The sequence below is a fragment of the Moraxella oculi genome (assembly GCF_023336735.1).
Classification (GTDB): domain Bacteria; phylum Pseudomonadota; class Gammaproteobacteria; order Pseudomonadales; family Moraxellaceae; genus Moraxella; species Moraxella oculi.
The window spans coordinates 54,722-78,146 of sequence record NZ_JAMBAQ010000009.1 but is presented as its reverse complement, the minus strand read 5'-3'; the positions used below and the strand labels follow the sequence as shown (position 1 = coordinate 78,146).

The following is a 23,425-nucleotide window of genomic DNA, read 5'->3' as shown; positions in this document are numbered from 1 at the left end:
TTTACGCAGTTGAGATAAAAAACTAACACGAATTCACTTGTGTGTGAAACGAATCAAAAAAAAGGAATCAGTCATGAAATTAGCCAGTCTAAAAGCACAAAATCGAGATGGTCGTTTGGTGGTGGTCAGCCGTGATTTAAGTCGCTATTTAGAACCACAAATCACAACACTTCAAGCCGCCTTGGAGGATTGGGAAAATGCCAAACCTGCCCTACAAAAACTCTACGACGAACTCAATGCCTCAGACTCTGGTAAGCCGTTTGACCAAAATGAATGCCACTCGCCACTGCCCAGAGCCTATCAGTGGGCGGACGGTTCAGCGTACTTAAATCATGTGGAGTTGGTACGCAAAGCTCGAAATTCAGAAGTGCCAGAATCTTTTTATGATGATCCTTTGATGTATCAAGGTGGTTCGGACAGCTTTATCGCACCAAAAGACGATGTGTTGGCAAAGCCAGAATGGGGCATTGATTTTGAAGCTGAAGTGGTGGTGGTAACGACCGACTTGCCAATAGGAGCAAGCGTGGATGAAGCAAGCCGTGCGATTGCATTGATTGGTTTGGTCAATGATGTGTCTCTTCGTGGCTTGATTCCTGCCGAACTTGCTAAGGGATTTGGTTTTGTTCAGTCTAAGCCTGCCAGTGCTTTTAGCCCTGTGTTTGTAACACCTGATGAGTTGGGTGATGCGTGGAGAGATGATAAGGTACATCTGCCACTAAATGTGGAACTTAATGGTAAACTGTTCGGTTGCCCTAATGCTGGTGTGGACATGACCTTTGATTTTGCCCGTCTGGTAGCACACTTGACAAAAACTCGTGAGATTGAAGCAGGAACCATTGTCGGCTCTGGCACAGTGTCTAACAAACAAGGTAGCCTGTATGGCTCATCAGTAGAAAACGGCGGTGTGGGCTATTGCTGCTTGGCGGAAGTGCGTATGTACGAGACCATTGAAACGGGCAAGCCTCAGACCGAATTTATGGACGATGGCGACACTGTCAAGATCTACATGAACGATGAGGATGGTCATAGCATTTTTGGTGAGATTGTCAATACGGTTAAGACACAATTTTAATAAAGAAATGACCCTATTTTTTAATGGGGTTATTTTCATTCCAAGGACACATTCATGAAACTTTATTCTTATTTTAGAAGTTCTGCCAGCTACCGTGTGCGTATCGCCTTGAATTTAAAACAATTGCCGTATGATATCGTGCCTGTGCATCTGGTCAAAGGTGAGCAACATGCAGACGAATATCGCAATCAGAACCCAAGCGAATTGACTCCAAGTTTGCAGTTGGATGATGGCACAGTCATCACACAATCTATGGCAATTTTGGATTATTTAGAAGCCCATCACCCAAAAAAACCACTCTTGCCATCTGCCCATATTGATAGAGCGATTGTCTTATCCATGTGCCATATCATCGCTTGCGACACTCATCCTTTGAATAATTTGCGAGTTTTGCGGTATTTGTCGAGTGAGTTGAATGTCAGTGATGAACAAAAACACGCTTGGTACGCTCATTGGATACGATTGAATTTTACCGCCCTGGAGCAACTGCTGTTAAAGCATGGAGGTCAATACTGTTTTGGTAATACGATTACTATGGCAGACTGCTTGCTCATTCCACAAGTCTATAATGCCAAGCGTTTCAAGGTGGACTTGACAGATTTCCCCAACATTTTAAAAGTGGCAGAGCGTTGCAATCAGCTAGAAGCATTCATTCAAGCCAGTCCAGAAAAACAAGTGGATTTTGAGTAACTTGAATCATCATGACATGAAATCTGTCATCACATGCCTATTTTTTCACATATTTTCGGTAAGTCTTGGGTGACTTGCCGATAAAATATTTTTAATCCCTGGCATAAATAATTCAAGCCAAACTCACCTGTGGAGTCGGCAGTAAAACGGTTTTTTGGGCATTCGCTCCAGCATAGATTAAGATAATCACATTGCCGACAATCATTGGGTAGTTTTAAATGCTTGGCATAGCCAAAGCTCGCTTGTTGTTCGCTAAATACCAAAGAGCCTTGATGTGTGTGATGAATATTGCCCAGTCGATAGCTTGGGTAAACAAAGTGATCGCAACTATAGACACTGCCATCGTGTTCAATCGCGACTGCTTTGCCACAGATGGGTGCGGTGATGCATTTTTGGGCACCAAGACCTAATGCTTGACTGATTGTATTTTCAAACTGGTCGATAAATACTTTGCCAATATCACGCCTAAACCATTCTTGCCAAATGACACACAAAAAATCACCCCATGCCTTAGGATTGACGGACCAATCGGTTGTGGCGCTATGGGTGGATGAGTTGTGGAGGCCAGTTTGCCTAAAAATGTACTTTGTGGGCCGCTGATTAAAGTAAATGGGTTCAACGGCAGACAAAAACTGAATCATTCTGGGGCGAACATCATCACGCAAAAAGTGATAAACTTTCATGGGTTCTTGTGAATTATAAGCATTCACCACACAAAGAGCGTGAAAGGGGATTTGATGAGCATGTAATTTGTCTATCGCACGCATGACCAAAGCATGTGTAGGCTTTTTATTTTTGGTTTTTCGCATTTTGTCGTGCAATTCTGCAGGCCCATCAATAGAAATACCCACTAAGAAATTTTCTTGTTTTAAAAACTGGCACCAAGCATCATCTAGTAGCAGACCATTGGTCTGTAAATCATTAACAATGCGTTGATTGGGTTTGGCATGATATTTTTGTAAGGTGACTGCCTGTCTAAAAAAATCAAGACCCATGATGGTTGGTTCGCCACCTTGCCAAGTAAAGACCACTTCGTCAGTGGTTTGGGCTTGTATGTATTGTTTGATGTGTTTTTCAAGGGTTGTCATGTCCATGCGTGGGTGTTCTGGCTGAGCTAGAAGTTCTTGCTTGTGCAGATAAAAGCAATAATCACAATCAATGTTGCATTTAGAACCAGATGGCTTGAGCATTGCATGGTAAGCAAAGGCAAACTTATCCTTGCTGACTGATTGATCACGATGTTTCATGTCATTTTCCATCAGCTTTTGGCACTGGACGGGTAGGGCTTAGTTCGACGACTTTCATGTCGGTTGAATATTTATCATAAGCATCCAGCATTTGCGACAGTATATCAGTGTGTGAATCAGCAATATCCGTCGTCTCGCTGGGATCATTGACAATATCAAAAAGTCGCCATTTGCCAACAGGTAGCTTGTCAGAAGGAATGCCTGCGGGTAATGTGCTTAAAAATGTTGCTTTAAAGTTGCCTAAACGCACCTGCCTGCCACCACGCATCTCAAAGACATAAGGCGTGTCGGGTTGAGTGAGGGTTTTGGTTGGGTTTGCTAGGGTTTCTTTTAGACTCAAGCCTTGTAAGGGTGTTTTGTCAACAGGGGTGTCTTTGCTCACTCCTGCCAAATCCAAGATGGTGGGTGCCAAATCAAGCATTGTACTATATTTGCCTGACACGCCTGATGAGATGCCTTTGCCCGAAATGATGAGTGGTGAACGGATTGCCCCATCGCTCATGTAACCCTTAAATAATGCAAATGGTGTCATCGAAGCTTGCGCCCAGCTTGATCCTGTTGAAACATAGCTGTTTGCTTTGCCCATATTGTCATAGTCGTTAAGGCGAGATTGGCTGATCCAGCCACCCCATTTTTTAGAAGCTTCACGAGATGCTCCCGCTGCCCCATTGTCGGAGAGGAAAAAGATGATGGTGTTGTCGTATTGACCTGTTTGTTTTAGATGATTGATGACACGACCGATGTTGTGATCCATATTGTCAATCATGGCAGCGTACAGTTGCATGCGCTTAGCTTCTATTTTTTTGGCGTCGTCGCTTAGACTGCCCCAATCTGCCACATTGACAAGCTCGTGCGGTCTGACATGCTCATCAATCAGTCCAAGCGATTTTAGGTTGGCTAGGCGATGTTTTGCCAATGCTTGTGGCCCGTCCATGTATTGATCTGCGTACTTTTGAATGTACGCATCGGGGGCTTGTAGCGGTGAGTGTGGTGCGGTATAGGATAGAAAAGCAAAAAACGGTTGATTGTCGTCTTTTTTGCGTAGGCTATTTATCAAATAATCGGTGTAAAAGTCTGTCGAAAACTCGCCCTCTGGTAGCTGAGCATCCATGCCATTATGACCATATAAGTCTTTTCCGTCTGGTGAATCTAGCTTGTCTTGATAACGCCAGTTGTTCGCTTCACCATTGAGTAGGGCAAAAGCGTCATCAAACCCCCAAGCATTCGGTTGGTGCTCTCGTTTTTTACCCAAATGCCATTTGCCAGACAATATGGTATGGTAGCCTGCTTGCTTTAATCGCTGTGCAATCGTGATGCTGTTGTTGGTTAAATGTCCAACATAATTGGGTGCGGCGGATTGCTCTTGTGTGTTCAGCTCATAGATGTTGCCAAGCCCAACTTGATGTGGGTCCGCTCCTGTCAAAAACATTGCACGGCTGGGTGATGAATAGGGCGATACGAAAAAGTTGGTAAAGCTGATGCCTTGTTTAGCAAGTTCATTCAGATAGGGCGTGTCAATCTCTGAGCCGTAAGGCTCAATATCCGACCAGCCTAAATCATCTGCCATAATCACTAAGATGTTCGGCTTGGTTGGTGCAGGACTGGCATAGGTAGATAGATTGAGTCCAGATAGTATTAAGCCAACAGCGATGGCAAGCGATTTTTTATTGATATGAATGGATTTCATGGATCATTCCTTTGATTGGGTGGATTGAGAGTATTTTAAAAAATAATGTTGTCGATATTTATCGTATATTTATATAAATAAATTAAAAAAACGATTTTCCTTTTTATGCACAGTTGAGGTTTAATAATCAAGGCAGTGAAGCTCTCTTGGAGTGAATGACAATTAATTAAATGGTATTTTAGGAGTGTTAACATGAAAGTTAGACGAGTAAAATTGGCACTGATGGGTGCGATGGCATTGATGCTGAGTGCTTGTACGGATGATATTGGCACACAGACCACAACCAATTCAAGCGATGGCGATGAAAAAGTGGTATTGAAAGTTACTCATTTTTGGCCAGCGACCGCCATGAGTCAAAAAAAGGTATTGGAGCCATGGTGTGAAAAAATCGCTACCGAGTCAAATGGCAAGCTAAGCTGTCAATTTTATCCTGCCATGCAACTTGGCGGCACTCCAGCCCAATTGATTGACCAAGTGACTGATGGTGTGGCAGATATTGTATGGACTTTGCCAGGCTATACCGCCGGGCGTTTTCCGAGTATGGAAGTGATGGAATTGCCTTTCATGACCGTCGATGGCGAAAAGAGCAGTCGAGTGGCTTGGCAGATGTACGAGGAGTTTGGTCAAAAAGATTTTGAAAAAGTCAAACCTCTGGCATTTAATGTGCATGATCGTGGACAAATTCATAACAATGTCCGCCCAATCACCAAGCTAGAAGACTTTAAGGGATTAAAAATGCGAGCTCCGACTCGCTTAACCAATAAGATGTTGGAAGCATTAGGAGCTACGCCTGTGAACATTCCTTTGCCAAGCTTATCAGAATCCATTTCAAAAGGGGTGGTTGATGGCTATATTTTGCCTTGGGAAGTTGTACCTACCTTAAAGCTGCACGAAATGACCAAGTATCACTCTGAGATAAACAGTCCTGACCCCGTGTTATATAGTGCATTGTTTAGCATTGTGATGAATAAGCAAAAATACGACAGTCTGTCCGACGATCTAAAAAAAGTGATTGATGGCAACTCTGGTGCAGAATTCTCCGCAAGCATTGGCAAAGCATGGGATGAAGAGATTACCCAAGCGCGTCAGCAGGCGGTGGACAGAGGTAATCTGATCAATACCATCAGCTCTGATGAAGTCAAACGCATTCAAGATGCCACACGCAAGGTTGAGACGCAATGGGTCGATGAGATGAATGATAAGGGTTATGATGGTCAGGCAATGATCAATCGTGCTAAAGAACTGATGGCGACCTCTGCTAACTAACCTTTGATAATCAACCACAAGCACTTATCGTAAGATGAGTGCTTATTCAATCATGCAATGGAGTGATTATGACAGATGCCTTTGAAATTGAGATATGTAAGGACAAACCGAACGACCCAATTGGTCGATTTTTGTGGGCGTGGTCTAAGCTGTCTGCTTTTGGTGGGGTGGTAATTTTGGTAGGTATTTGTCTGCTATCGACCGCCAGTGTCATCGGTCGTTCAGTTTTTAATACGCCGATTAAGGGGGATGTTGAGCTTGTGCAAATTGGCTGTGCGTTAGCGATTGCCGCATTTTTACCATATGCTCAAATGAAAAAAGCACATGTGATTGTGGATTTTTTTACTTTAAAAGCCCCTGCGGTGATCAAACAATTCTTGGATATTTTTGCCAGCATTTTATTGGGGTTGGTGGCGCTTGTGCTGATGTGGCGTAGCTATTTTGGTGCGGTGTCGGCTTTTAAGTATGGCACGAAAACCATGATTTTGGGATTGCCAGAATGGTTGGCTCATGTGACGATTGCACCAGGCTTTTTCTTGCTGGCCTTGACGGCGTTCTATACTGCTTGGCGATTCTTTAAACAGTACGATATTAAATAAAAAGGATTGTGTGATGGATTCGATGGTTATTGGTTTGGCAATGGGTGGCTTTACGATATTTTTACTTGTGTTTCGTATTCATATCGGTGTGGCCATGCTGGTTGCTGGGGCATTGGGTTATGCCATGCTTGCAGGATGGCTGCCATTATTAAACTACTTAAAAAGTATGCCTTTTGCAAGATTTTCAGTGTATGACCTATCTGTGGTACCACTGTTTTTATTGATGGGTAACTTAGCTTCTCGAGGCGGATTGTCCAAGCGATTGTTTGCAACTACCAATGCCTTTTTGGGGCATTATCGTGGTGGTGCGGCAATCAGTGCGGTAGGAGCGTGTGCAGGCTTTGGGGCAATCTGTGGTTCGTCTTTGGCCACGGCTGCAACGATGGGGCAAGTCGCCTTGCCTGAACTAAAACGCGCTAATTATTCTGATGCCTTGTCCACAGGTGCTTTGGCGGCAGGTGGCACTTTGGGTATTTTGATTCCGCCATCAGTGGTTTTGGTGATTTATGCAGTACTGACCGAACAGAATGTCGCCTCAATGTTCATGGCAGCACTGATTCCTGGGGTTATTGCCATGTTGGGGTACATGATCGCCATTGCAATTTATGTGCGTGTGGTGCCTAACAGTGGTCCTGCAATGCCTTATGTCAGCTGGTCGGAACGCATCAGGTTGCTAAAAGGCGTGTGGCCAGTCGTGGCGGTTTTTACATTGGTGATTGGTGGGATTTATGGCGGTATTTTTACCCCAACCGAAGCAGCCGCAGTTGGTACGGTTGCGGTTGGAATATTGGCTTTTTTGACCAAAGAATTGACCAAAGATGGCTTTGTGCAGGCACTTCTTGATACAGCAGCATCGACTGCCATGATTTTTTTGATTTTGATTGGTGCGGATGTGTTAAATGCTTTTTTCGCTTTGTCGCAAATGCCATATGAGCTTGCTCAATGGGTGTTGGGCAGTGGCATGGCACCCTTAACAGTGTTATTCGTCATGATTGCCATTTATATCGTATTAGGCTGTGTCATGGACAGCTTGTCTATGATTTTGCTGACCATTCCTGTGTTTTTTCCCATCATTATGGGGATGGATTTTTGGGGACTAAATCCGACTGATAAAGCCGTGTGGTTTGGTGTGTTGGCGTTAATGGTGGTAGAAATCGGTTTGATCACACCGCCTGTTGGTATGAATATTTTTGTGATCAATAGTCTTGCCAAAGATGTTGCGATTAAAGAGACTTACAAAGGTGTGGTGCCATTTTTATGTGCGGATTTGACACGCATTTTAGCGTTGGTATTCATGCCGTCACTGGCATTGTGGCTTGTGCATGTGTTGGGCTAAGATTTGCTAAGTATGACAGTCAATGAGTGCTTGACAGAACGGCGGGTGGTTGGCGTGCTTTATTCGCCAGTATTCATGATTGCTTACAAAGAAATATTAGTGTTAAAATGCCTGCCAGTAAGCAATAGATTGCTCACCAAGTGATGTGGGATTAGGATGGGCATTTGCTTTAAGACATCACGGTATAAAAAGGAAACTTATCATGTTGGCAACGCTGCCCATCATCATTTCGCTCATTTTATTGATGTATTTTGCGTATCGTGGCTGGACGGTACTTCTCATCGCTCCTTTAATGGCAGCAATCGCAGTATTGTTATCTGGCGATGGGGCGACATTACTGCCTGCTTATAGCGAAACTTTCATGAAGTCTGCTGGTAATTATTTGGTTAAATTTTTCCCCATTTTTTTGCTTGGGGCATTGTTTGGTCAGTTGATGGCTGATTCTGGTGCAGCAACCTCCATTGTCAACGCAATAACTCAAAAACTCACCGCCAAGCATGCCATTTTGGTGGTGGTCTTGGTGTGTGCCCTGTTGACTTATGGTGGTGTGTCGCTGTTTGTTGTGGCATTTGCGATTTATCCCATCGCCAAAAAGTTATTTAGTGAAGCTGATATCCCCAAAAGACTCATTCCTGCCACCATCGCTTTGGGTTCATTTACCTTCACCATGACGGCTTTGCCTGGAACGCCAGCCATTCAAAATGCCATCCCCATCCCATACTATGGTACCAATGCCTTCGCAGCCCCTGGTCTTGGTCTGATTGCTTCGGCGTTCATTTTTGGTCTTGGTATGTTTTGGTTAAAGCGCCAAGCAAAACTTGCCGCCGATAAAGGTGAGGGCTATGGCGAACATAATGATGGTGCAAAAGACGCTTTGGCGACGAGTGATATGCCGTTTTTATTGGCAGTATTGCCACTGATTTTGGTGATTTGCATTAACGCCTTACTGACTTATGTGGTTTTTCCAAAAGTGGATTTTGGCTTTTTAAATGAAAAATTCCCTAATTTGGTGGTTGAAAGTCAGTTGGGAATTTGGTCAATCATCATTGCGTTGTTGATTTCTTGTGCGGTGTTGGTTGTTTTTAACTTAAAGCGTCTAAAAAACTTACAATCTTCTGTCAATACAGGCGTCTATGGTTCAATGTTGCCGATTTTTAATACCGCATCGGAAGTGGGTTATGGTGCGGTGATTGCGGCACTGGCAGGTTTTACAATCATCAAAGATGGTGTGCTGTCAATAGCACCAAACAATCCTCTGATTTCAGAAGCGGTGGCAATGACTGCATTGGCAGGGATTACAGGCTCATCATCAGGGGGTTTGTCAATCACTTTGCAGACATTGGGTAAGGATTATCTTGATATGGCGATTGCCAACAACATTGACCCAGAGTTGTTACACCGTGTGGCGGTGATGGCATCGGGTGGTTTTGATACTCTGCCTCATTGTGGTGCGGTAATCACATTGCTGTCTATTTGTCATTTAAACCACAAACAATCATACTTGAATGTCGCCGCAGTAACGATTGCCATACCATTTTTGGCGATGATTGGTGTCATTGTGCTAGGGACGATTTTTGGGTCGTTTTAAGATTGATTGGTGCTGAATTAATAATGTTTTTTAGAAGGAAAATCTAATGAGTATTTCTTATCATTTAACAGGCAAAACCGCTCTGATCACAGGTGCAGGGTCTGGGCTTGGCAAAGCGATGGCATTGGCATTTGCCAAATCAGGAGCAAGCGTTGGCGTGGCGGATATCAATGAAGCCAATGCCAAAGCCGTTTGTGATGAAATCACTGCAGAAGGCGGTCAGGCACTTGCCATTGTGATGAATGTCGCTGACCAAAATGAAGTCGTGGCAGGCGTGGACAGCTTTGCCAAAGCATTTGGTACAATTGATGTTTTGATTTCCAATGCAGGCGTGCAAATCATCGATCCCATTGACAAACTTGCTTTTGATGACTGGAAAAAAATGCTTGCCATTCATCTGGATGGGGCATTTTTGACCACGCAGGCGGTGCTAAAATATATGTACGCCCAAAAATCTGGCACGGTGATTTATATGGGGTCGGTGCATTCGCACGAAGCATCGCTTTACAAAGCCCCTTATGTAACCGCCAAGCACGGACTGCTTGGACTGTGCCGAGTATTGGCAAAAGAAGGGGCGGAGCATCATGTGCGTAGCCACACCATCTGTCCAGGTTTTGTCAAAACACCGCTTGTAGAAAAACAAATCCCCGAACAAGCTCGTGAAAAGGGAATATCCGAAGAAGAAGTGGTGAAAAATATTATGCTTGGGCAAACGGTGGACGGCGAGTTTACCACCACGCAAGATATTAGTGAGCTTGCCTTATTTTTAGCAGCATTTGACAGCAATGTCTTTACAGGGCAGTCGTTTATTGCCAGCCACGGTTGGGGAATGCGGTAGGCGTTAGAATGTAAATTGGTGATTTTTTCATTTTTAAAAGGATTTTGCTATGTTACAACTGATTACCAACGCAAGCGTACAATTGGTGAACCGCTATTTGCCTTCACCGTTTGTGTTTTCTATTATTTTAACCTTTATCGCTTTTGTTGCAGGTCTGGCTTTGACAGGACAATCCGCTCTACAAATGGCAGGACATTGGGGTAAAGGCTTGTGGTCGCTACACGGCTTTGCGATGCAGATGGCGTTAATTTTGGTAACAGGGTATGCCCTTGCCAATGCACCGATTGTGCAAAAATTGTTAAGCAAATTGGCAAGTCGTATCCAGTCGCCTAGCACAGCGATTGTGGTGGTTACCTTAGTTGGTTTGGTTGGTTCGTGGCTGAATTGGGGATTTGGTTTGGTTGTAGGTGCGGTATTTGCCAAAGCGATTGCCAAACAAGTCAAAAATGTGGACTATCCTTTATTGGTGGCTTCGGCTTATTCAGGTTTTGTGATTTGGCACGGCGGGCTGTCAGGCTCGGTGCCTTTGACCTTAAGCTCTGGCGGAGACACTCTAAAAAAATTGACAGGTGATGTTATCACAGAAGCTGTACCTGTATCACAAACTTTATTTTCTGGTTATAACTTGATTATCGTTGTGCTTTTGCTTGTTATTATTCCATTATTAAACCGTTTTATGCAACCCAAAAAGCCAACGCTTATTGACCCAAAACTCATTGAAGAGCAACAATACCAGTTACCACCACGCACGACCCCTGCACAAAAACTGGATGATGGCCGTATGGTAGCTGTGTTGCTTTTAGGTATGGCACTGCTTTATTATGTGGCAGAATTTGGCGAAAATGGTTTTAGTTTGGGTTTAAATATTGTCATTGGTTTATTTTTATTTGTCGGTTTGCTGGCTCACGGCTCGCTAGAACGCTACTACCGTGCGGTAGACGGTGGTATCAATGGCATCACAGGTATTGTGATTTTGTTCCCATTTTATGGGGGGATTATGGGTTTGATGACAGGGGCGAGTGTAGATGGTATCTCTATTGGTTCGCAGATTAGCGAATTTTTTGTGAATGTCGCCTCTAAAGACACTTTCCCTGTCTTGGCTTTTTTGAGTGCAGGACTTGTCAATATTTTTGTGCCATCAGGTGGGGGCCAGTTTGCTGTGCAAGGACCAGTGATGATACCTGCTGGCGTCAAATTGGGCGTAGACCCTGCTGTAACGGCTATGGCGATTGCGTGGGGTGATGCGTGGACAAATATGATTCAGCCATTCTGGGCATTGCCGTTACTTGGTATTGCAGGGCTTGATGCACGTGCCATTATGGGTTATTGTTTAATGGTTTTGGTGGCGTCAGGTGTGATTATCACAGGCGGATTTTTCTTTTTAACATAAACATATTTTTAACAAAACAGGAGTGTTTTATGACTTCAAAAGTGTATGACAGTGCCGAATTAGCATTAAAAGACATTGTCAAAAACGGTCAAACCCTTGCCATTGGTGGTTTTGGCTTATGTGGTATTCCAGAGGCGTTGATTTTGGCATTGCGTGATAGCGGTGTCAAGGGTTTGACTTGTATCAGCAATAACGCAGGCGTGGACGACTTTGGCTTGGGGCTATTATTACAAACTCGCCAAATCAAAAAAATGATTGCCTCTTATGTCGGTGAAAACAAAGAGTTTGAACGCCAATTTTTAAGTGGTGAGCTGGAAGTGGAGCTGACACCACAAGGCACGCTTGCTGAGAAATTGCGTGCTGGTGGTGCTGGCATTCCTGCTTTTTATACCAAAACAGGCGTGGGAACGCAGGTGGCGGACGGCAAAGAATTGCGTGAGTTTGACGGAGCGGAGTATTTGCTCGAACGGTCATTGACGGCTGATGTTGCCCTTGTTAAGGCATACAAGGCGGACAAAGCAGGTAATTTGATATTTAACAAAACTGCCAGAAACTTCAACCCTGATGTGGCAACTGCTGGCAAAATTTGCGTGGTAGAAGTGGAAGAGTTGGTAGAAACAGGCGAGCTTGACCCTGATGACATTCATTTGCCTGGCATTTATGTGCATCGCATTGTGGTTAATAAAAATCCACAAAAACGCATTGAACAGCGTACTATCAAACAAGACCAATAATCTAGGAGCAAAAAATGGCGTGGACAAGACAGCAAATGGCACAGCGTGCAAGCAGTGAACTAAAAGACGGCTATTATGTCAATTTGGGTATTGGCTTGCCAACTTTGGTTGCCAATTATATCCCAAAAGGTGTAAGCGTGATGCTTCAATCAGAAAATGGTCTATTGGGGATTGGTGAATTTCCCACAGAGGACACCATTGACCCTGATTTGATTAACGCAGGCAAGCAAACGGTTACCACCGTTAAAGGGGCAAGTTTTTTTAGTAGTTCTCAGTCCTTTGCGATGATTCGTGGCGGTAAGGTCAATTTGGCGATTTTGGGGGCAATGGAAGTGTCTGAAAAGGGCGATCTTGCCAACTGGATGATACCAGGCAAAATGGTCAAGGGAATGGGCGGTGCGATGGATTTGGTGGCAGGCGTGCAAAGAGTGGTGGTGCTGATGGAGCATACCGCCAAAGACGGCTCGTTTAAAATCAAGCCGCATTGCGATTTGCCTTTGACAGGCAAAGGCGTGGTGCATCGCATTATTACTGATTTGGCAGTGCTTGATGTTACCGACAAGGGATTGAAACTTATTGAGCTTGCAGATGGTGTCAGTTTTGATGAATTGCAAAGCAAAACTGGGGTGGCGGTCATTCAGTGATGGCAACTGTATCTAAATGGCGGTTTTCTATTTTGGGAGATCGCCATTTTTATTAAAGATGGCTGGTTTGAAAAAGTGGTGCGCCCATTTGTTAAAAATTGATTGAGTCTTGTTGTGATGCTGGGTTGATTGTCTTACTCAAACCTGCCAACAAGATAAAAGCCTTTTGGGTTTAATAGAACCCAAATAGGAGATTTTTTGATTTTAAGTAGGATTGGGTAGGGGCTTATCAAGAAAGCACCATCAAGATGCTTTCTTGATAAAAAAGCTAAAAAATCACTCAATTACATAAACTGTTCTATTGTTTTGTGGCTGCACTGGACGGTTATTCCCATTGTACAATTTTGATAGCGTATTGAGCTGTGCAGTACTTGCGCTTATTGGATTGGCTTTTAGGAGCCATTGTACTTGTTCACTACAAGGAGGTGTGGTTAATGATCCGTCATAGGCGTAAGTTGCACTATTCTTTGGCATTAAGGTTTCAATATTAAAGTTTTTTAGCATACCTTTGGTTGCTGCTGTTGTAGGTAGGTTTGTTAAGATTTTATTGAAATCAGCGTTGTGGGCACCTTTATCTACCAATACGCCCACAACTGCTAGATTGCCACTGGCGTTTTGATGCACGAAATGAATTTCTAGTGGATAGAACGCATTCATGACAGTGTGTTCACTTGGTACATGGTAATGAAATTGTAGCAATTTGTAATTAACGCCATTGATACTTAGGGTATTATTATCGCTCTTGGCATTAAAGACAATGGTGTGGCCATTGTTGACCACTTCAAAGTCTGTTGTGTGGTAATTTGATTTTAGGTTGAATTGACCTTTTGAGTTGGGTGCTGGCTTGGTAACCTGATGAATGTTGATGGGCGACTGACCAACACCTGTTTTGCACAGACGATTGACTTCCTGATCGCCCCATTTTTCTGGATGTGCGTAATCCCAACCATGGTCGTGATGGTCGTGATCGTGATGTGTATGAGTGTGCGGTTTAACTGGTTGAATTTTTTGATTGGTGGCGCAGGCACTGACTAAAGCAACAATTGCAAGAGGTAGTAGAATATTTTTCATAACAATTCCTTTAAGATTGGGAGGTTTTATTATACAATTTTTATTTTAAGAAAGAAAGCAGTATGATTGTTATAAAAATTAGTAAATTTTAATAATTGGGCAAGAATTTTATAAAAAATTTGTGGGTTGTGTCAGATTGGCTGCTTAAACCAGATGATGTTGTATTGTCAATCGTATTTTGTGATGGCATTGCATAACTGCATTATTTTGCATACCTAGCAAATATTTGATGCTCGACAGTAAATTTTTGTCGCGAAGAATTTAGGTGGCTTTCAATTGACTTTTGTCGTGTTATGGCGATTGGTTTTTTATGATGGTGTGTACATTATATGTGCCAGCTTCTTTTTTATTATTTATCATTAGTGAATATACATCAATCATTGATGTATATTCACCCTGGAAAATCTCAGACAAAACACCTTGCTAGCCATACAAAACAATGCGATAATAAGCGGTTAAGCTTACCATTGATCTTAGCAATAAGAGTGTGGTCAATTTTTAAAATTTTTCTTTTAAATCAAAAGGATAGCTATGGCTCAATATATTTATACAATGAACAAAGTGTCCAAAATCATCCCGCCTAAGCGAGAGATTTTAAAGGACATTTCATTGTCATTTTTCCCAGGTGCCAAAATTGGCGTATTGGGGCTAAACGGTGCAGGCAAATCCACCTTGCTACGCATTATGGCAGGCGTGGACACCGAATACAGTGGTGAAGCTCGCCCCCAAGCAGGCATTAAAGTTGGCTATTTACCCCAAGAACCCCAGCTAGACCCTGCCAAAGATGTGCGTGGCAATGTAGAAGATGGTGTGCGTGAAGCCCTAGATGCCCTTGAACGCCTAAACCAAATCTACGCCGAATATGCCGAACCTGATGCTGACTTTGACAAACTTGCCGTAGAACAAGGCAAAATGGAAGACATCATTCAAGCGTGGGACGCTCACAACCTAAATACCCAGCTTGAAAAAGCAGCGGACGCACTTCGCTTGCCACCGTGGGACGCTGATGTTTCTAAGCTGTCTGGCGGTGAAAAACGCCGTGTGGCATTGTGCCGACTGCTTTTATCTAAGCCTGATATGCTGCTGCTTGATGAGCCGACCAACCACTTAGACGCTGAGAGTGTGGCGTGGCTTGAAAGATTTTTAAAAGATTATTCAGGCACGATTGTGGCGATTACCCACGACCGCTATTTCCTTGACAATGTTGCTGAGTGGATTTTGGAGCTTGACCGTGGCTATGGCTATCCGTATCAAGGCAACTACACCGAATGGCTAGAACAAAAAAATAAACGCCTAGAACAAGAACAAAAGCAAGAAGAAGCCTTTGCCAAAGCCTTAAAGCAAGAACTAGAATGGGTACGCAAAAATCAAAAAGGTCAGCAAGCCAAATCCAAATCCCGCCTAGAACGCTTTGAAGAGATGAACTCTCGTGAGTTCCAACAGCGTAATGAAACAGCAGAAATTTATATCCCACCAGGACCACGCCTAGGTAATAAAGTCATTGAGGTCAAGAACATCTCCAAATCCTTTGACGGTCGTTTGCTGTATGAAAACTTATCCTTTACCGTGCCGCCAATGGCGATTGTGGGGATTGTTGGGCCGAACGGTGCAGGTAAAACCACGCTGTTTAATATGATTACCGGCAAAGACAAGCCCGATACTGGCACGGTAGAAGTGGGCGAGAGCGTGAAAGTCGCCTATGTGGGGCAGGTGCGTGATAATCTGGACGACAACAAAACCGTGTGGGAAGAAGTCTCGGACGGGCTTGATATGATTACCGTGGGCGAGTACACCACGCCAAGCCGTGCTTATATTGGGCGTTTTAACTTTAAAGGTCAAGACCAGCAAAAACTGGTGGGCAATCTGTCGGGCGGTGAACGCAATCGCTTACAACTTGCCAAAACCTTAAAACAAGGGGCGAATGTCATCTTGCTTGACGAACCGTCCAACGACCTTGATGTGGAAACCTTGCGTGCCTTGGAAGATGCGGTGCAGGTGTTCCCTGGTACGGTCATGGTGGTGTCGCACGACCGATGGTTCTTGGACCGTATTTGTACGCATATTTTGTCGTTTGAAAATGAAGAGCCTGAATTTTTTGACGGCAATTATTCAGAATATGAAAAATGGCGTAAAGAACGACTTGGGGCAGATGCCACGCCTAAGAGAATGAAATATAAGAAGATTGGGGGTTAATATTATCACACCAAGCAATTTAAGTTGCTTGGTGTTTTTTTTGATTTCAAGGATAAAAAATGCCAATAAAAGATTTAAAAGATAAAGAGAATATCGGTGTCTGCCAGGATTTTGAAATACAACATAATTCTAACAATTTTCAATTTAAGAAGTTAAATGCTATTTTTGAGTATTTAATTAAATTTATCAGCATCGCTACAATTTTTGGCATTATCTTTGGGGGAATCAATGTTTACTTGTATCTAAAAAAGATAAATCATTTATTTTTATTCCCTGATAATATTTCAGCATCTAATGTGTCCGTCTCAATTTTTATTGTTCATATTATATTCTATATTATCTTATCGTTTGGTTTTTTGTCTCCTTTTTTTATAAACATAATACTAAATAATATCTCTAGTGATTTTTTAAATCCAGGTAGCAAGAAACAAATTTCCCAAAATAGCTCATCAAAAAATAAAAATAAATTACTCAGTATAAATCCAAAATTAAAAAATGTGATAAAGTTTATTTTAAATGCTAATAAGTTAATTTTTTCTTTATTAATACCAGTATTATTATTTATAACACTATTTTTCATATCTGTAATTGGATTTTCTATAAATATTATTAAATTATTTTTTAATATTATAGAAAATACATTTTTTTATGAAAATAAAAAAAGAGACATCATTTATTATGCTAAGTTTGTTTATTGGAGTATGTTTTGGTTTATTGGAATTTTCACAATAATATTTTTTGCTGACTCAATATTAAGTACTTCTCTCAATAAATATTATAGTAATATTTTAAATTTTTTAACTTTTGTATTTATATTTTTTAATATAGCATATGGTTTTATTTTTTTAAATCAAAATAAATTATACAAAAACAATATACAGGAAAATAGTATTTGGGTTCTTGCAATTGCTATGCTGCATATATTACCTGTGTGTTTACATTTTTTATTTGTCATTATTCCTACATTGGGCGTACTGGAAAATACTAAAACTTTTATATTGTTCTATATTTTTTCAATTATTATTTTTTCATCTTCTTTGCTTTTTTCTTATTTATCTTTTGAATATTTCTATAAGAACAAAAGACATAATTATGCTTTTTATATTGCGAGTGCTCTATTTGTCCTTTTTTATTTATGCTATGTTTCTGTTTTTAGTAATTATGAAGTTTCTCTTTATAAAACAAGATTTATAGAAAAACCCCAAAATTCATCTTGGTATCTCATACATAATGGCAATGCCATGTCAGATACGATTAATGGTTTAACGGAAAAAGATATTAAAAAGTATCAATATAATTTTGAACCAGTATTTTGGGGTAAATATTGCCAAGTAGATGTTTTTACAAATCAAAATATGAAGAGTTGCAGAAAACTTAATGATTATATTAATAGCATAAGCCCCAACGCTCTTTACGGCTACTTTGCTTGGAATTTAGGCAACACCAAAGTATTTTGCCCTGTATCGGTGGATTTTTTTGATGATGAGGGTAATAACAAAGAAAAATCCGCCAAATGTCTTGTGATTGACGGCAAATATTTACAGCTTGTGAGCGATTATTATTTATCCAAAATCCCAATGAATGAAATAAAATTGTATTTGAGGTGATTGATGTTTTACCTACTAAACTTTGTCATTCCGATTGTGTTATTTTTGCCGATTTTGTATCTAATAAAGCATCAAAAAAGCATAAAAAGCTGGTGGGGTTGCTTGCGACTTTGTTGATATTTTATTTGCTTGTCTTACCGTTTTGGAATACCTCTGGGCTTTATTTTGTGCCTTTTTAAAATGGTGGGCTGAATTTGGCGATAAATTGCCAAAAACGAATGATTTGCTAACCAAATTGTCAAGGTTTGGCATTTGTCATATGTTTGGCAATTAATGATCATTGATGATAGCCAATCAGTATCAATGATGACTGTTTTTGGGTTGCGGAGCGTTGTAAAACACCATCAAGCAAACTCTAACCATTTTTTAGGCTTCATTGTGCATTATTTTATATCAAATTATGCTAAACTAGACATTTTTTTGAGTTAGAAGTATTCATAGATAACAGATAATTAGGAAAAGCCATGACAGTCCCAAATGCTTTTAAGCTTATTAGTAAAACAAAAATCGAGGCGTTAGATATCGATGTGCTGCATTATCGCCATCAGGATACTGGAATGATTCATTATCATTTGGCATGTGATTATGATGAAAATGCCTTGATGATAGGCTTTGCGACACAGCCGATGAGTTCACGAGGTGAAGCACATGTTTTGGAACATGTGGTGCTGTGTGGCAGTGAAAAATACCCTGTGAGAGATCCATTTTTTAGTATGATAAAGCGGTCTTTGCAGACTTTCATGAATGCGATGACGGCAGCAGACTGGACGGTCTATCCGTTTGCCACTCAAAATGTCAATGACTTTTTTAATCTGTTATCCGTCTATGCCGATGCGTGCTTTTTTCCAAACATTCACGAGCTTGACTTTGCCCAAGAGGGCATTCGCATTGAGATGAATGATGAGGGCAAGCCCGAGTATCATGGCATTGTTTTTAATGAGATGAAAGGTGCAATGAGTGGTGAGATAGATCAGCTGTATTACGCCTTGACTCCCCATGTGTTCCCGACGACAACCTATCATTATAATTCTGGCGGCGATCCTAAGCACATTATTGAATTGACGCATGAGGATTTGGTGAAATTTCATCAGGTTCATTATCATCCGTCAAATGCCATCATAATGAGCTTTGGCAATATCAAGGCGGAAGCTATCCAAGCACACCTTTGTGAGCATGTGCTGAGTCGTTTTGATGATATCGAGCGTCCAAAAATGGGCAAAAAGTTCACCTCTGTAACAGAGCGGAGATTAACCAAGCCTGTGCAGGTATTTGATACCTATGCGGCAGATGATGATAAGAAGCAGATGACGCATCATGTGTTATCGTGGTTATTGCCGACCATCAATGATCCAAGACAACGCTTGGCACTTCGTCTGGTAGAAGGGGTGTTGATAGAGCATTCAGGTTCTCCGCTGCGTGCCTATCTAGAAAGCTATGTTCATGCCACTGCTCCAAGCCCTTTATTGGGGCTTGATGACAGTCATTATGAAATGGTGTTTTATGCAGGGGTTCGTGGCAGTGATGTTGAATATGCTGATGATATTGAAAAGGGTATTTTAGACCTGCTTGAACAGGTTGTGCAGCAAGGTGTGGATGCGGATATGATTGAGACGGTGCTACATCAAATAGAGCTTGATCAAAGACATATTGGTGGCGATGGCATGCCATATGGTCTGACATTAATTCTTGAGGCATTTAGCACGGTGATTCATGGCGGTAATCCTTTGGATGTGTGGCAGATTGATGGGCATTTGGCATGGCTAAGACAACAGGCGAAAAATCCAGATTTCATACCATCACTCATCAAAGAGCATCTGTTAGACAATCCGCATCGTGTACGCTTAACGCTATCTCCCGACAAACAAAAAGCTCAACGGTTATTGGCAGATGAGCAGGTGGCGCTGGACGAATTAAGCAAGACGATGACTGATCATGACCGCATGACAATAGAGCAAAAATCCCAACAATTACGACAACGCCAAGCGATGATTGATGATGTTGATGTCTTGCCAAAGGTGGGTCTTGACGACATTCCAAATGACATCAGTTTTATTGATGCCAATAAAAAAGCCATCGTGTTAGACGGCAAGACTCGCACTCTGTATGAATATCATGCAGGTACGAATGGCTTGTATTATTATCAGGTGGTCATGGATTTAGGCGAGCGTGCAGATGAGATTTTAGATGATCCGCTACTGCCCATTTATCTGACGCTATTGTCCGAGGTGGGCACGACCAAGCATGATGCCAGAGCATTTCAGGCGGTACAAGCAGCTTGCTCATCTGGTGTAACGGCACGCATCAGTCAGCGTACCGATACGGTGAACAAGGATAAGATGAGTAGCTATTTTGTGGTGGCGACCCGCGCACTCAATCGCAAGCTTGAGGCGATTGAGTTGGTCAATCAAGTGCTTGACGAGTCGATTTTTAGTGAGGTTGACCGCATTCGTGAACTGTTACAGCAAAAACAAGGCAGCTGGCAATCTCGCCTTGCTGGCTCAGGTCATGCTTATGCAATGCAGACGGCAAGCCAAAATTTTAGCCGATTGGCCAAGATTGAATATGCGTTTTCAGGATTGCCTGCACTGTCTGCGTTAAAAGCCTTTATGGCACAAGAAGGAGAAGGTAAGTGGGCTGTGCTGTCTGAACGCCTTGCGGCATTGCATGATCGCATCGTCAGTCTACCAAAAGATGTCATTGTTGTTTGTGAACCTGAGATGGCAGATGTGTTGACAAGCACAATCAGCCGAACGCTTCATACCCAACCAAGATCTCAGCGTGTGTCAAGAGACCTGTTAGTATTTGATGATTTGTCGCAGATTGTGAATGGTAATAATTCTCAAGACATTGCCTGGCTGATCTCCACCAATGTTTATCATAATGCAGCCGCTTACGCTGCAACCACCGCAGGCGATGAGGACGCACCTGCACTGATGGTGCTTGCTCCATTTTTGCGTAATGGCTATCTGCATGCTGCCATTCGTGAAAAAGGTGGTGCTTATGGTGGTGGTGCAAGCTTTGATGGTAATGCGGCGGCATTTAAGTTTTATAGCTATCGAGATCCGAATTGCCAAGAGACATTTGCTCATTTTTTGGCCAGTATTGATTGGTTGATTGATCATGAGCATGATGAATCTCAACTACAAGAAGCAATCATGGGCATCATCGCTGGTATGGATAAGCCAGGTTCGCCAGCAGGCGAGGCGGTCAAGTCCTGTTTCGCTCAGCTTCATGGTCGTGATAGAGTGTATCAGCAAGCGTTGCGTGCTAAGATTTTGGCGGTAACAATAGACGACCTAAAACGCGTGGCTTGCCGATATTTAAAAGACAAGCCTCACACCAAAGCCACCCTAGCACCGCTTGAAAAAGAGCAAGTGGTTGAACAGCTAGGATTTTTGGTAAAAAAACTGACCGATTAAGCCATTCTCATTAAAAAAACCAAACCCTTGTCGTCATGGGTTTGGTTTTTTTTGATTGGATATTAACAACTGGGCAATCACTCACTCTGTTTCATATATTTGACGAATCAAGCGTTTAAAATAAGCAAATGCGTCATCTGCACCTTTCATGGCGGCTTGTCTTTGTTGTTCGTCAAATGGCAGTGCGTCAATTTTGGCTTTCACCGAACGCCAATGTGGCATGCGACCATCTGCATGAGCAGCCAAATGAGAAGCACCAAAATCATCTGTTAAATCAATCTTTCCTGCTTCTTTATACAAAATTGCCGCACCGACATTTGACCCTTCAACGCAATACAACCAGCCGACAGCCTCATCTTCATCATAGCTTGGCTGTTCAATGTCTTTATCGTAAGCTTCAACCGCCAAGTCTTTCATGTCAGACTTCACGCGATCTAGGCGACTTAATTGTGCTAAGTCATCAAACTGGCTGGCAAGTTTTTGATTTTGATAGATTGGATGGACGGTTTTATGAAACTCAAACTGTGCTTGTAGGAATTTGCGGTAGTTGTCATGATTGGCAAATGGTTGCATGCTCATGACCAAATGATCCACGGCGTCATGGGTTGTGCGTGAATGCTCTTTTAAAGCTTCAGATAGTGTGGGCTTACTCATAAATAACCTTTCATTCATGATCTTTGTTTATTGATGTACTCAATAAAAACCTGGACAGATTTATCAGGATTTACTTTTGATAAATCACAAGCTTGTGATATGATTATGATGGTGGTGCCTTGACTTGATATTTATATTTAATATTTAGACCTTATCAATATCAATCAGTTGGCTACATTTATCATGCTACCTTATGTTATTATGACGGTTTTTTTGTGATTTTCAAGCTAAAAATGATGGTTTTTTGATGAGTCTATGTTGAATTTACCCCAAAATAAATCACCAACCAAGCCTAATAAGCACCAAAAATCCACCAATCACATGATGAAATGGGGGCTTTTTTTACTAGGTTTTGTATTTTTAGGTTTGGGCATCTTAGGGGTGGTGTTGCCAGGCTTGCCAACGACAGTATTTGTTTTGCTGGCGGGATATTGCTGGTCGAGAAGTTCTGATCGATTTCATGATTATCTGCTTAGGCACAGGGTTTTTGGCAAGGTGTTGAGTGACTGGGAGAGACATCGTGCCATGCCACGCTTTGCCAAATACTTGGCATGGGGCATGATGATGCTTTCTTGTGTCATCTTGGCTTATCGCTTGCCTGCTGATTGGATGTGGGTGGTGGTATTGGTGGGTGTGATTTGTTTGGCGGTCTCTATTTGGATGGCGAAATTGCCTGATGCTTAATCACTAAAAAATATCCACAGGTCTAAGTGGATATTTTTTTACTAAAAAGCGTACAAACACTTAGCATGCTTTGGTGCCAAAAATTTTATCCCCAGCATCCCCAAGTCCGGGAATGATGTAGCCATTGTCATTTAGGTGGCTATCTAGGGCGGCGGTGTATATGGTTACATCTGGGTGAGCTTGATTGACCAATCGTACACCTTCTGGGGCAGCGACCAAAACCAAAGCCTTGATGTTGGTGCAACCATGCTTTTTAAGCATGTCAATGGTGGCAACCATACTACCACCTGTTGCAAGCATTGGATCTAAAATTAAGGCGGGACGGCGATCAATATCTTTGACAAATTTCTCAAAAAATGGCACAGGCTCAAGCGTTTCTTCATCTCGCTGCAACCCAACCACAGAAATTTTAGCAGTGGGTAACAAATCCAGCACCCCATCAAGCATGCCCAGTCCAGCCCGCAAAATTGGGACGAGTGTGAGTGTTTTACCCTTAATCTGTTCGCCATCAATCTCACCACACCAGCCTTGCATTTTAAAGGTTTCAATTTCAAAATCACGGCTTGCTTCATACGCCATCAAGCGTCCTAACTCTTTGGTTAAAGTGCGAAATTGGTAGGTGCTGCAATCAATGGCACGCATTAAAGACAGCTTGTGTCGGACAAGAGGGTGGTTAATGATTTGGATATTTAGATCGGTCATGCTA

At 42.2% G+C, this 23,425-nt stretch carries 19 protein-coding genes; 14 read left to right on the top strand and 5 right to left on the bottom strand.

Going from position 1 to position 23,425, the window contains the following annotated elements; translation table 11 throughout:
- Positions 1–73: 73 nt before the first annotated feature.
- Together M2R47_RS05740 and maiA are read left to right on the top strand one after the other, a co-directional pair.
- Complete coding sequence (locus M2R47_RS05740) at positions 74–1,072, top strand: fumarylacetoacetate hydrolase family protein (RefSeq protein WP_249100209.1); 999 nt, start codon at positions 74–76, stop codon at positions 1,070–1,072.
- Between the two features lie 54 nt (positions 1,073–1,126).
- A complete protein-coding gene (gene maiA, locus M2R47_RS05735) occupies positions 1,127–1,762 on the top strand; it encodes a maleylacetoacetate isomerase (protein WP_249100206.1) in 636 nt (211 codons plus the stop codon).
- Between the two features lie 29 nt (positions 1,763–1,791).
- On the opposite strand, the gene M2R47_RS05730 is transcribed toward maiA, so the two are convergent.
- Together M2R47_RS05730 and M2R47_RS05725 are read right to left on the bottom strand one after the other, a co-directional pair.
- Positions 1,792–3,009 (bottom strand): anaerobic sulfatase maturase, encoded by a 1,218-nt coding sequence (locus M2R47_RS05730; protein ID WP_249100204.1) that lies wholly within the window; start codon positions 3,007–3,009, stop codon positions 1,792–1,794.
- Position 3,010: 1 nt separating this feature from the next.
- The gene (locus M2R47_RS05725; RefSeq protein ID WP_249100201.1) at positions 3,011–4,696 is read right to left on the bottom strand and encodes an arylsulfatase; all 1,686 of its coding nucleotides are present in this window, start codon (positions 4,694–4,696) and stop codon (positions 3,011–3,013) included.
- 192 nt (positions 4,697–4,888) lie between these two features.
- Here M2R47_RS05725 and M2R47_RS05720 point away from each other — a divergent pair, with 192 nt between their 5' ends.
- The 8 genes from M2R47_RS05720 (at position 4,889) to M2R47_RS05685 (ending at position 13,091) form a co-directional block, all read left to right on the top strand.
- Positions 4,889–5,962 carry a TRAP transporter substrate-binding protein gene (locus M2R47_RS05720; RefSeq protein WP_249100198.1) on the top strand — a complete coding sequence of 358 codons (1,074 nt, stop codon included), beginning with the start codon at positions 4,889–4,891 and terminating at the stop codon, positions 5,960–5,962.
- 68 nt (positions 5,963–6,030) lie between these two features.
- Positions 6,031–6,561 carry a TRAP transporter small permease gene (locus tag M2R47_RS05715; protein WP_249100196.1) on the top strand — a complete coding sequence of 177 codons (531 nt, stop codon included), beginning with the start codon at positions 6,031–6,033 and terminating at the stop codon, positions 6,559–6,561.
- 13 nt (positions 6,562–6,574) lie between these two features.
- Positions 6,575–7,897, top strand: a complete 1,323-nt coding sequence (locus M2R47_RS05710; RefSeq protein ID WP_249100193.1) for a TRAP transporter large permease — start codon at positions 6,575–6,577, stop codon at positions 7,895–7,897.
- A gap of 202 nt (positions 7,898–8,099) precedes the next feature.
- Complete coding sequence (locus M2R47_RS05705) at positions 8,100–9,485, top strand: GntP family permease (RefSeq protein ID WP_249100191.1); 1,386 nt, start codon at positions 8,100–8,102, stop codon at positions 9,483–9,485.
- Between the two features lie 46 nt (positions 9,486–9,531).
- Complete coding sequence (locus M2R47_RS05700; protein WP_249100188.1) at positions 9,532–10,323, top strand: 3-hydroxybutyrate dehydrogenase; 792 nt, start codon at positions 9,532–9,534, stop codon at positions 10,321–10,323.
- Positions 10,324–10,372: 49 nt separating this feature from the next.
- Positions 10,373–11,713 (top strand): short-chain fatty acid transporter, encoded by a 1,341-nt coding sequence (locus M2R47_RS05695; protein WP_249100186.1) that lies wholly within the window; start codon positions 10,373–10,375, stop codon positions 11,711–11,713.
- 29 nt (positions 11,714–11,742) lie between these two features.
- A complete protein-coding gene (locus tag M2R47_RS05690; protein ID WP_249100183.1) occupies positions 11,743–12,447 on the top strand; it encodes a CoA transferase subunit A in 705 nt (234 codons plus the stop codon).
- Between the two features lie 14 nt (positions 12,448–12,461).
- On the top strand, positions 12,462–13,091 hold the full coding sequence (locus M2R47_RS05685; protein WP_249100180.1) for a 3-oxoacid CoA-transferase subunit B: 630 nt from the start codon (positions 12,462–12,464) through the stop codon (positions 13,089–13,091).
- 276 nt (positions 13,092–13,367) lie between these two features.
- On the opposite strand, the gene M2R47_RS05680 is transcribed toward M2R47_RS05685, so the two are convergent.
- Complete coding sequence (locus M2R47_RS05680; RefSeq protein WP_249100177.1) at positions 13,368–14,162, bottom strand: carbonic anhydrase; 795 nt, start codon at positions 14,160–14,162, stop codon at positions 13,368–13,370.
- A gap of 531 nt (positions 14,163–14,693) precedes the next feature.
- Between M2R47_RS05680 and ettA the strand changes: the two genes are divergently transcribed.
- The 3 genes from ettA to M2R47_RS05665 all read left to right on the top strand — a co-directional run bounded on the left by ettA (position 14,694) and on the right by M2R47_RS05665 (position 21,381).
- Positions 14,694–16,355 carry an energy-dependent translational throttle protein EttA gene (gene ettA / locus M2R47_RS05675; protein WP_249100175.1) on the top strand — a complete coding sequence of 554 codons (1,662 nt, stop codon included), beginning with the start codon at positions 14,694–14,696 and terminating at the stop codon, positions 16,353–16,355.
- Positions 16,356–16,414: 59 nt separating this feature from the next.
- Positions 16,415–17,962 carry a hypothetical protein gene (locus M2R47_RS05670; RefSeq protein ID WP_249100173.1) on the top strand — a complete coding sequence of 516 codons (1,548 nt, stop codon included), beginning with the start codon at positions 16,415–16,417 and terminating at the stop codon, positions 17,960–17,962.
- 464 nt (positions 17,963–18,426) lie between these two features.
- Positions 18,427–21,381 (top strand): insulinase family protein, encoded by a 2,955-nt coding sequence (locus M2R47_RS05665; protein ID WP_249100171.1) that lies wholly within the window; start codon positions 18,427–18,429, stop codon positions 21,379–21,381.
- 81 nt (positions 21,382–21,462) lie between these two features.
- Here M2R47_RS05665 and M2R47_RS05660 read toward each other — a convergent pair whose 3' ends face one another.
- The gene (locus tag M2R47_RS05660; protein ID WP_249100168.1) at positions 21,463–22,035 is read right to left on the bottom strand and encodes a biliverdin-producing heme oxygenase; all 573 of its coding nucleotides are present in this window, start codon (positions 22,033–22,035) and stop codon (positions 21,463–21,465) included.
- A 255-nt stretch (positions 22,036–22,290) separates the two neighbouring features.
- Here M2R47_RS05660 and M2R47_RS05655 point away from each other — a divergent pair, with 255 nt between their 5' ends.
- The gene (locus M2R47_RS05655) at positions 22,291–22,719 is read left to right on the top strand and encodes a YbaN family protein (protein WP_249100165.1); all 429 of its coding nucleotides are present in this window, start codon (positions 22,291–22,293) and stop codon (positions 22,717–22,719) included.
- Between the two features lie 60 nt (positions 22,720–22,779).
- Here the strand turns inward: M2R47_RS05655 and upp are convergent, their stop codons facing one another.
- Positions 22,780–23,421 carry a uracil phosphoribosyltransferase gene (upp, locus tag M2R47_RS05650; RefSeq protein WP_249100162.1) on the bottom strand — a complete coding sequence of 214 codons (642 nt, stop codon included), beginning with the start codon at positions 23,419–23,421 and terminating at the stop codon, positions 22,780–22,782.
- Between the last annotated feature and the right edge of the window lie 4 nt (positions 23,422–23,425).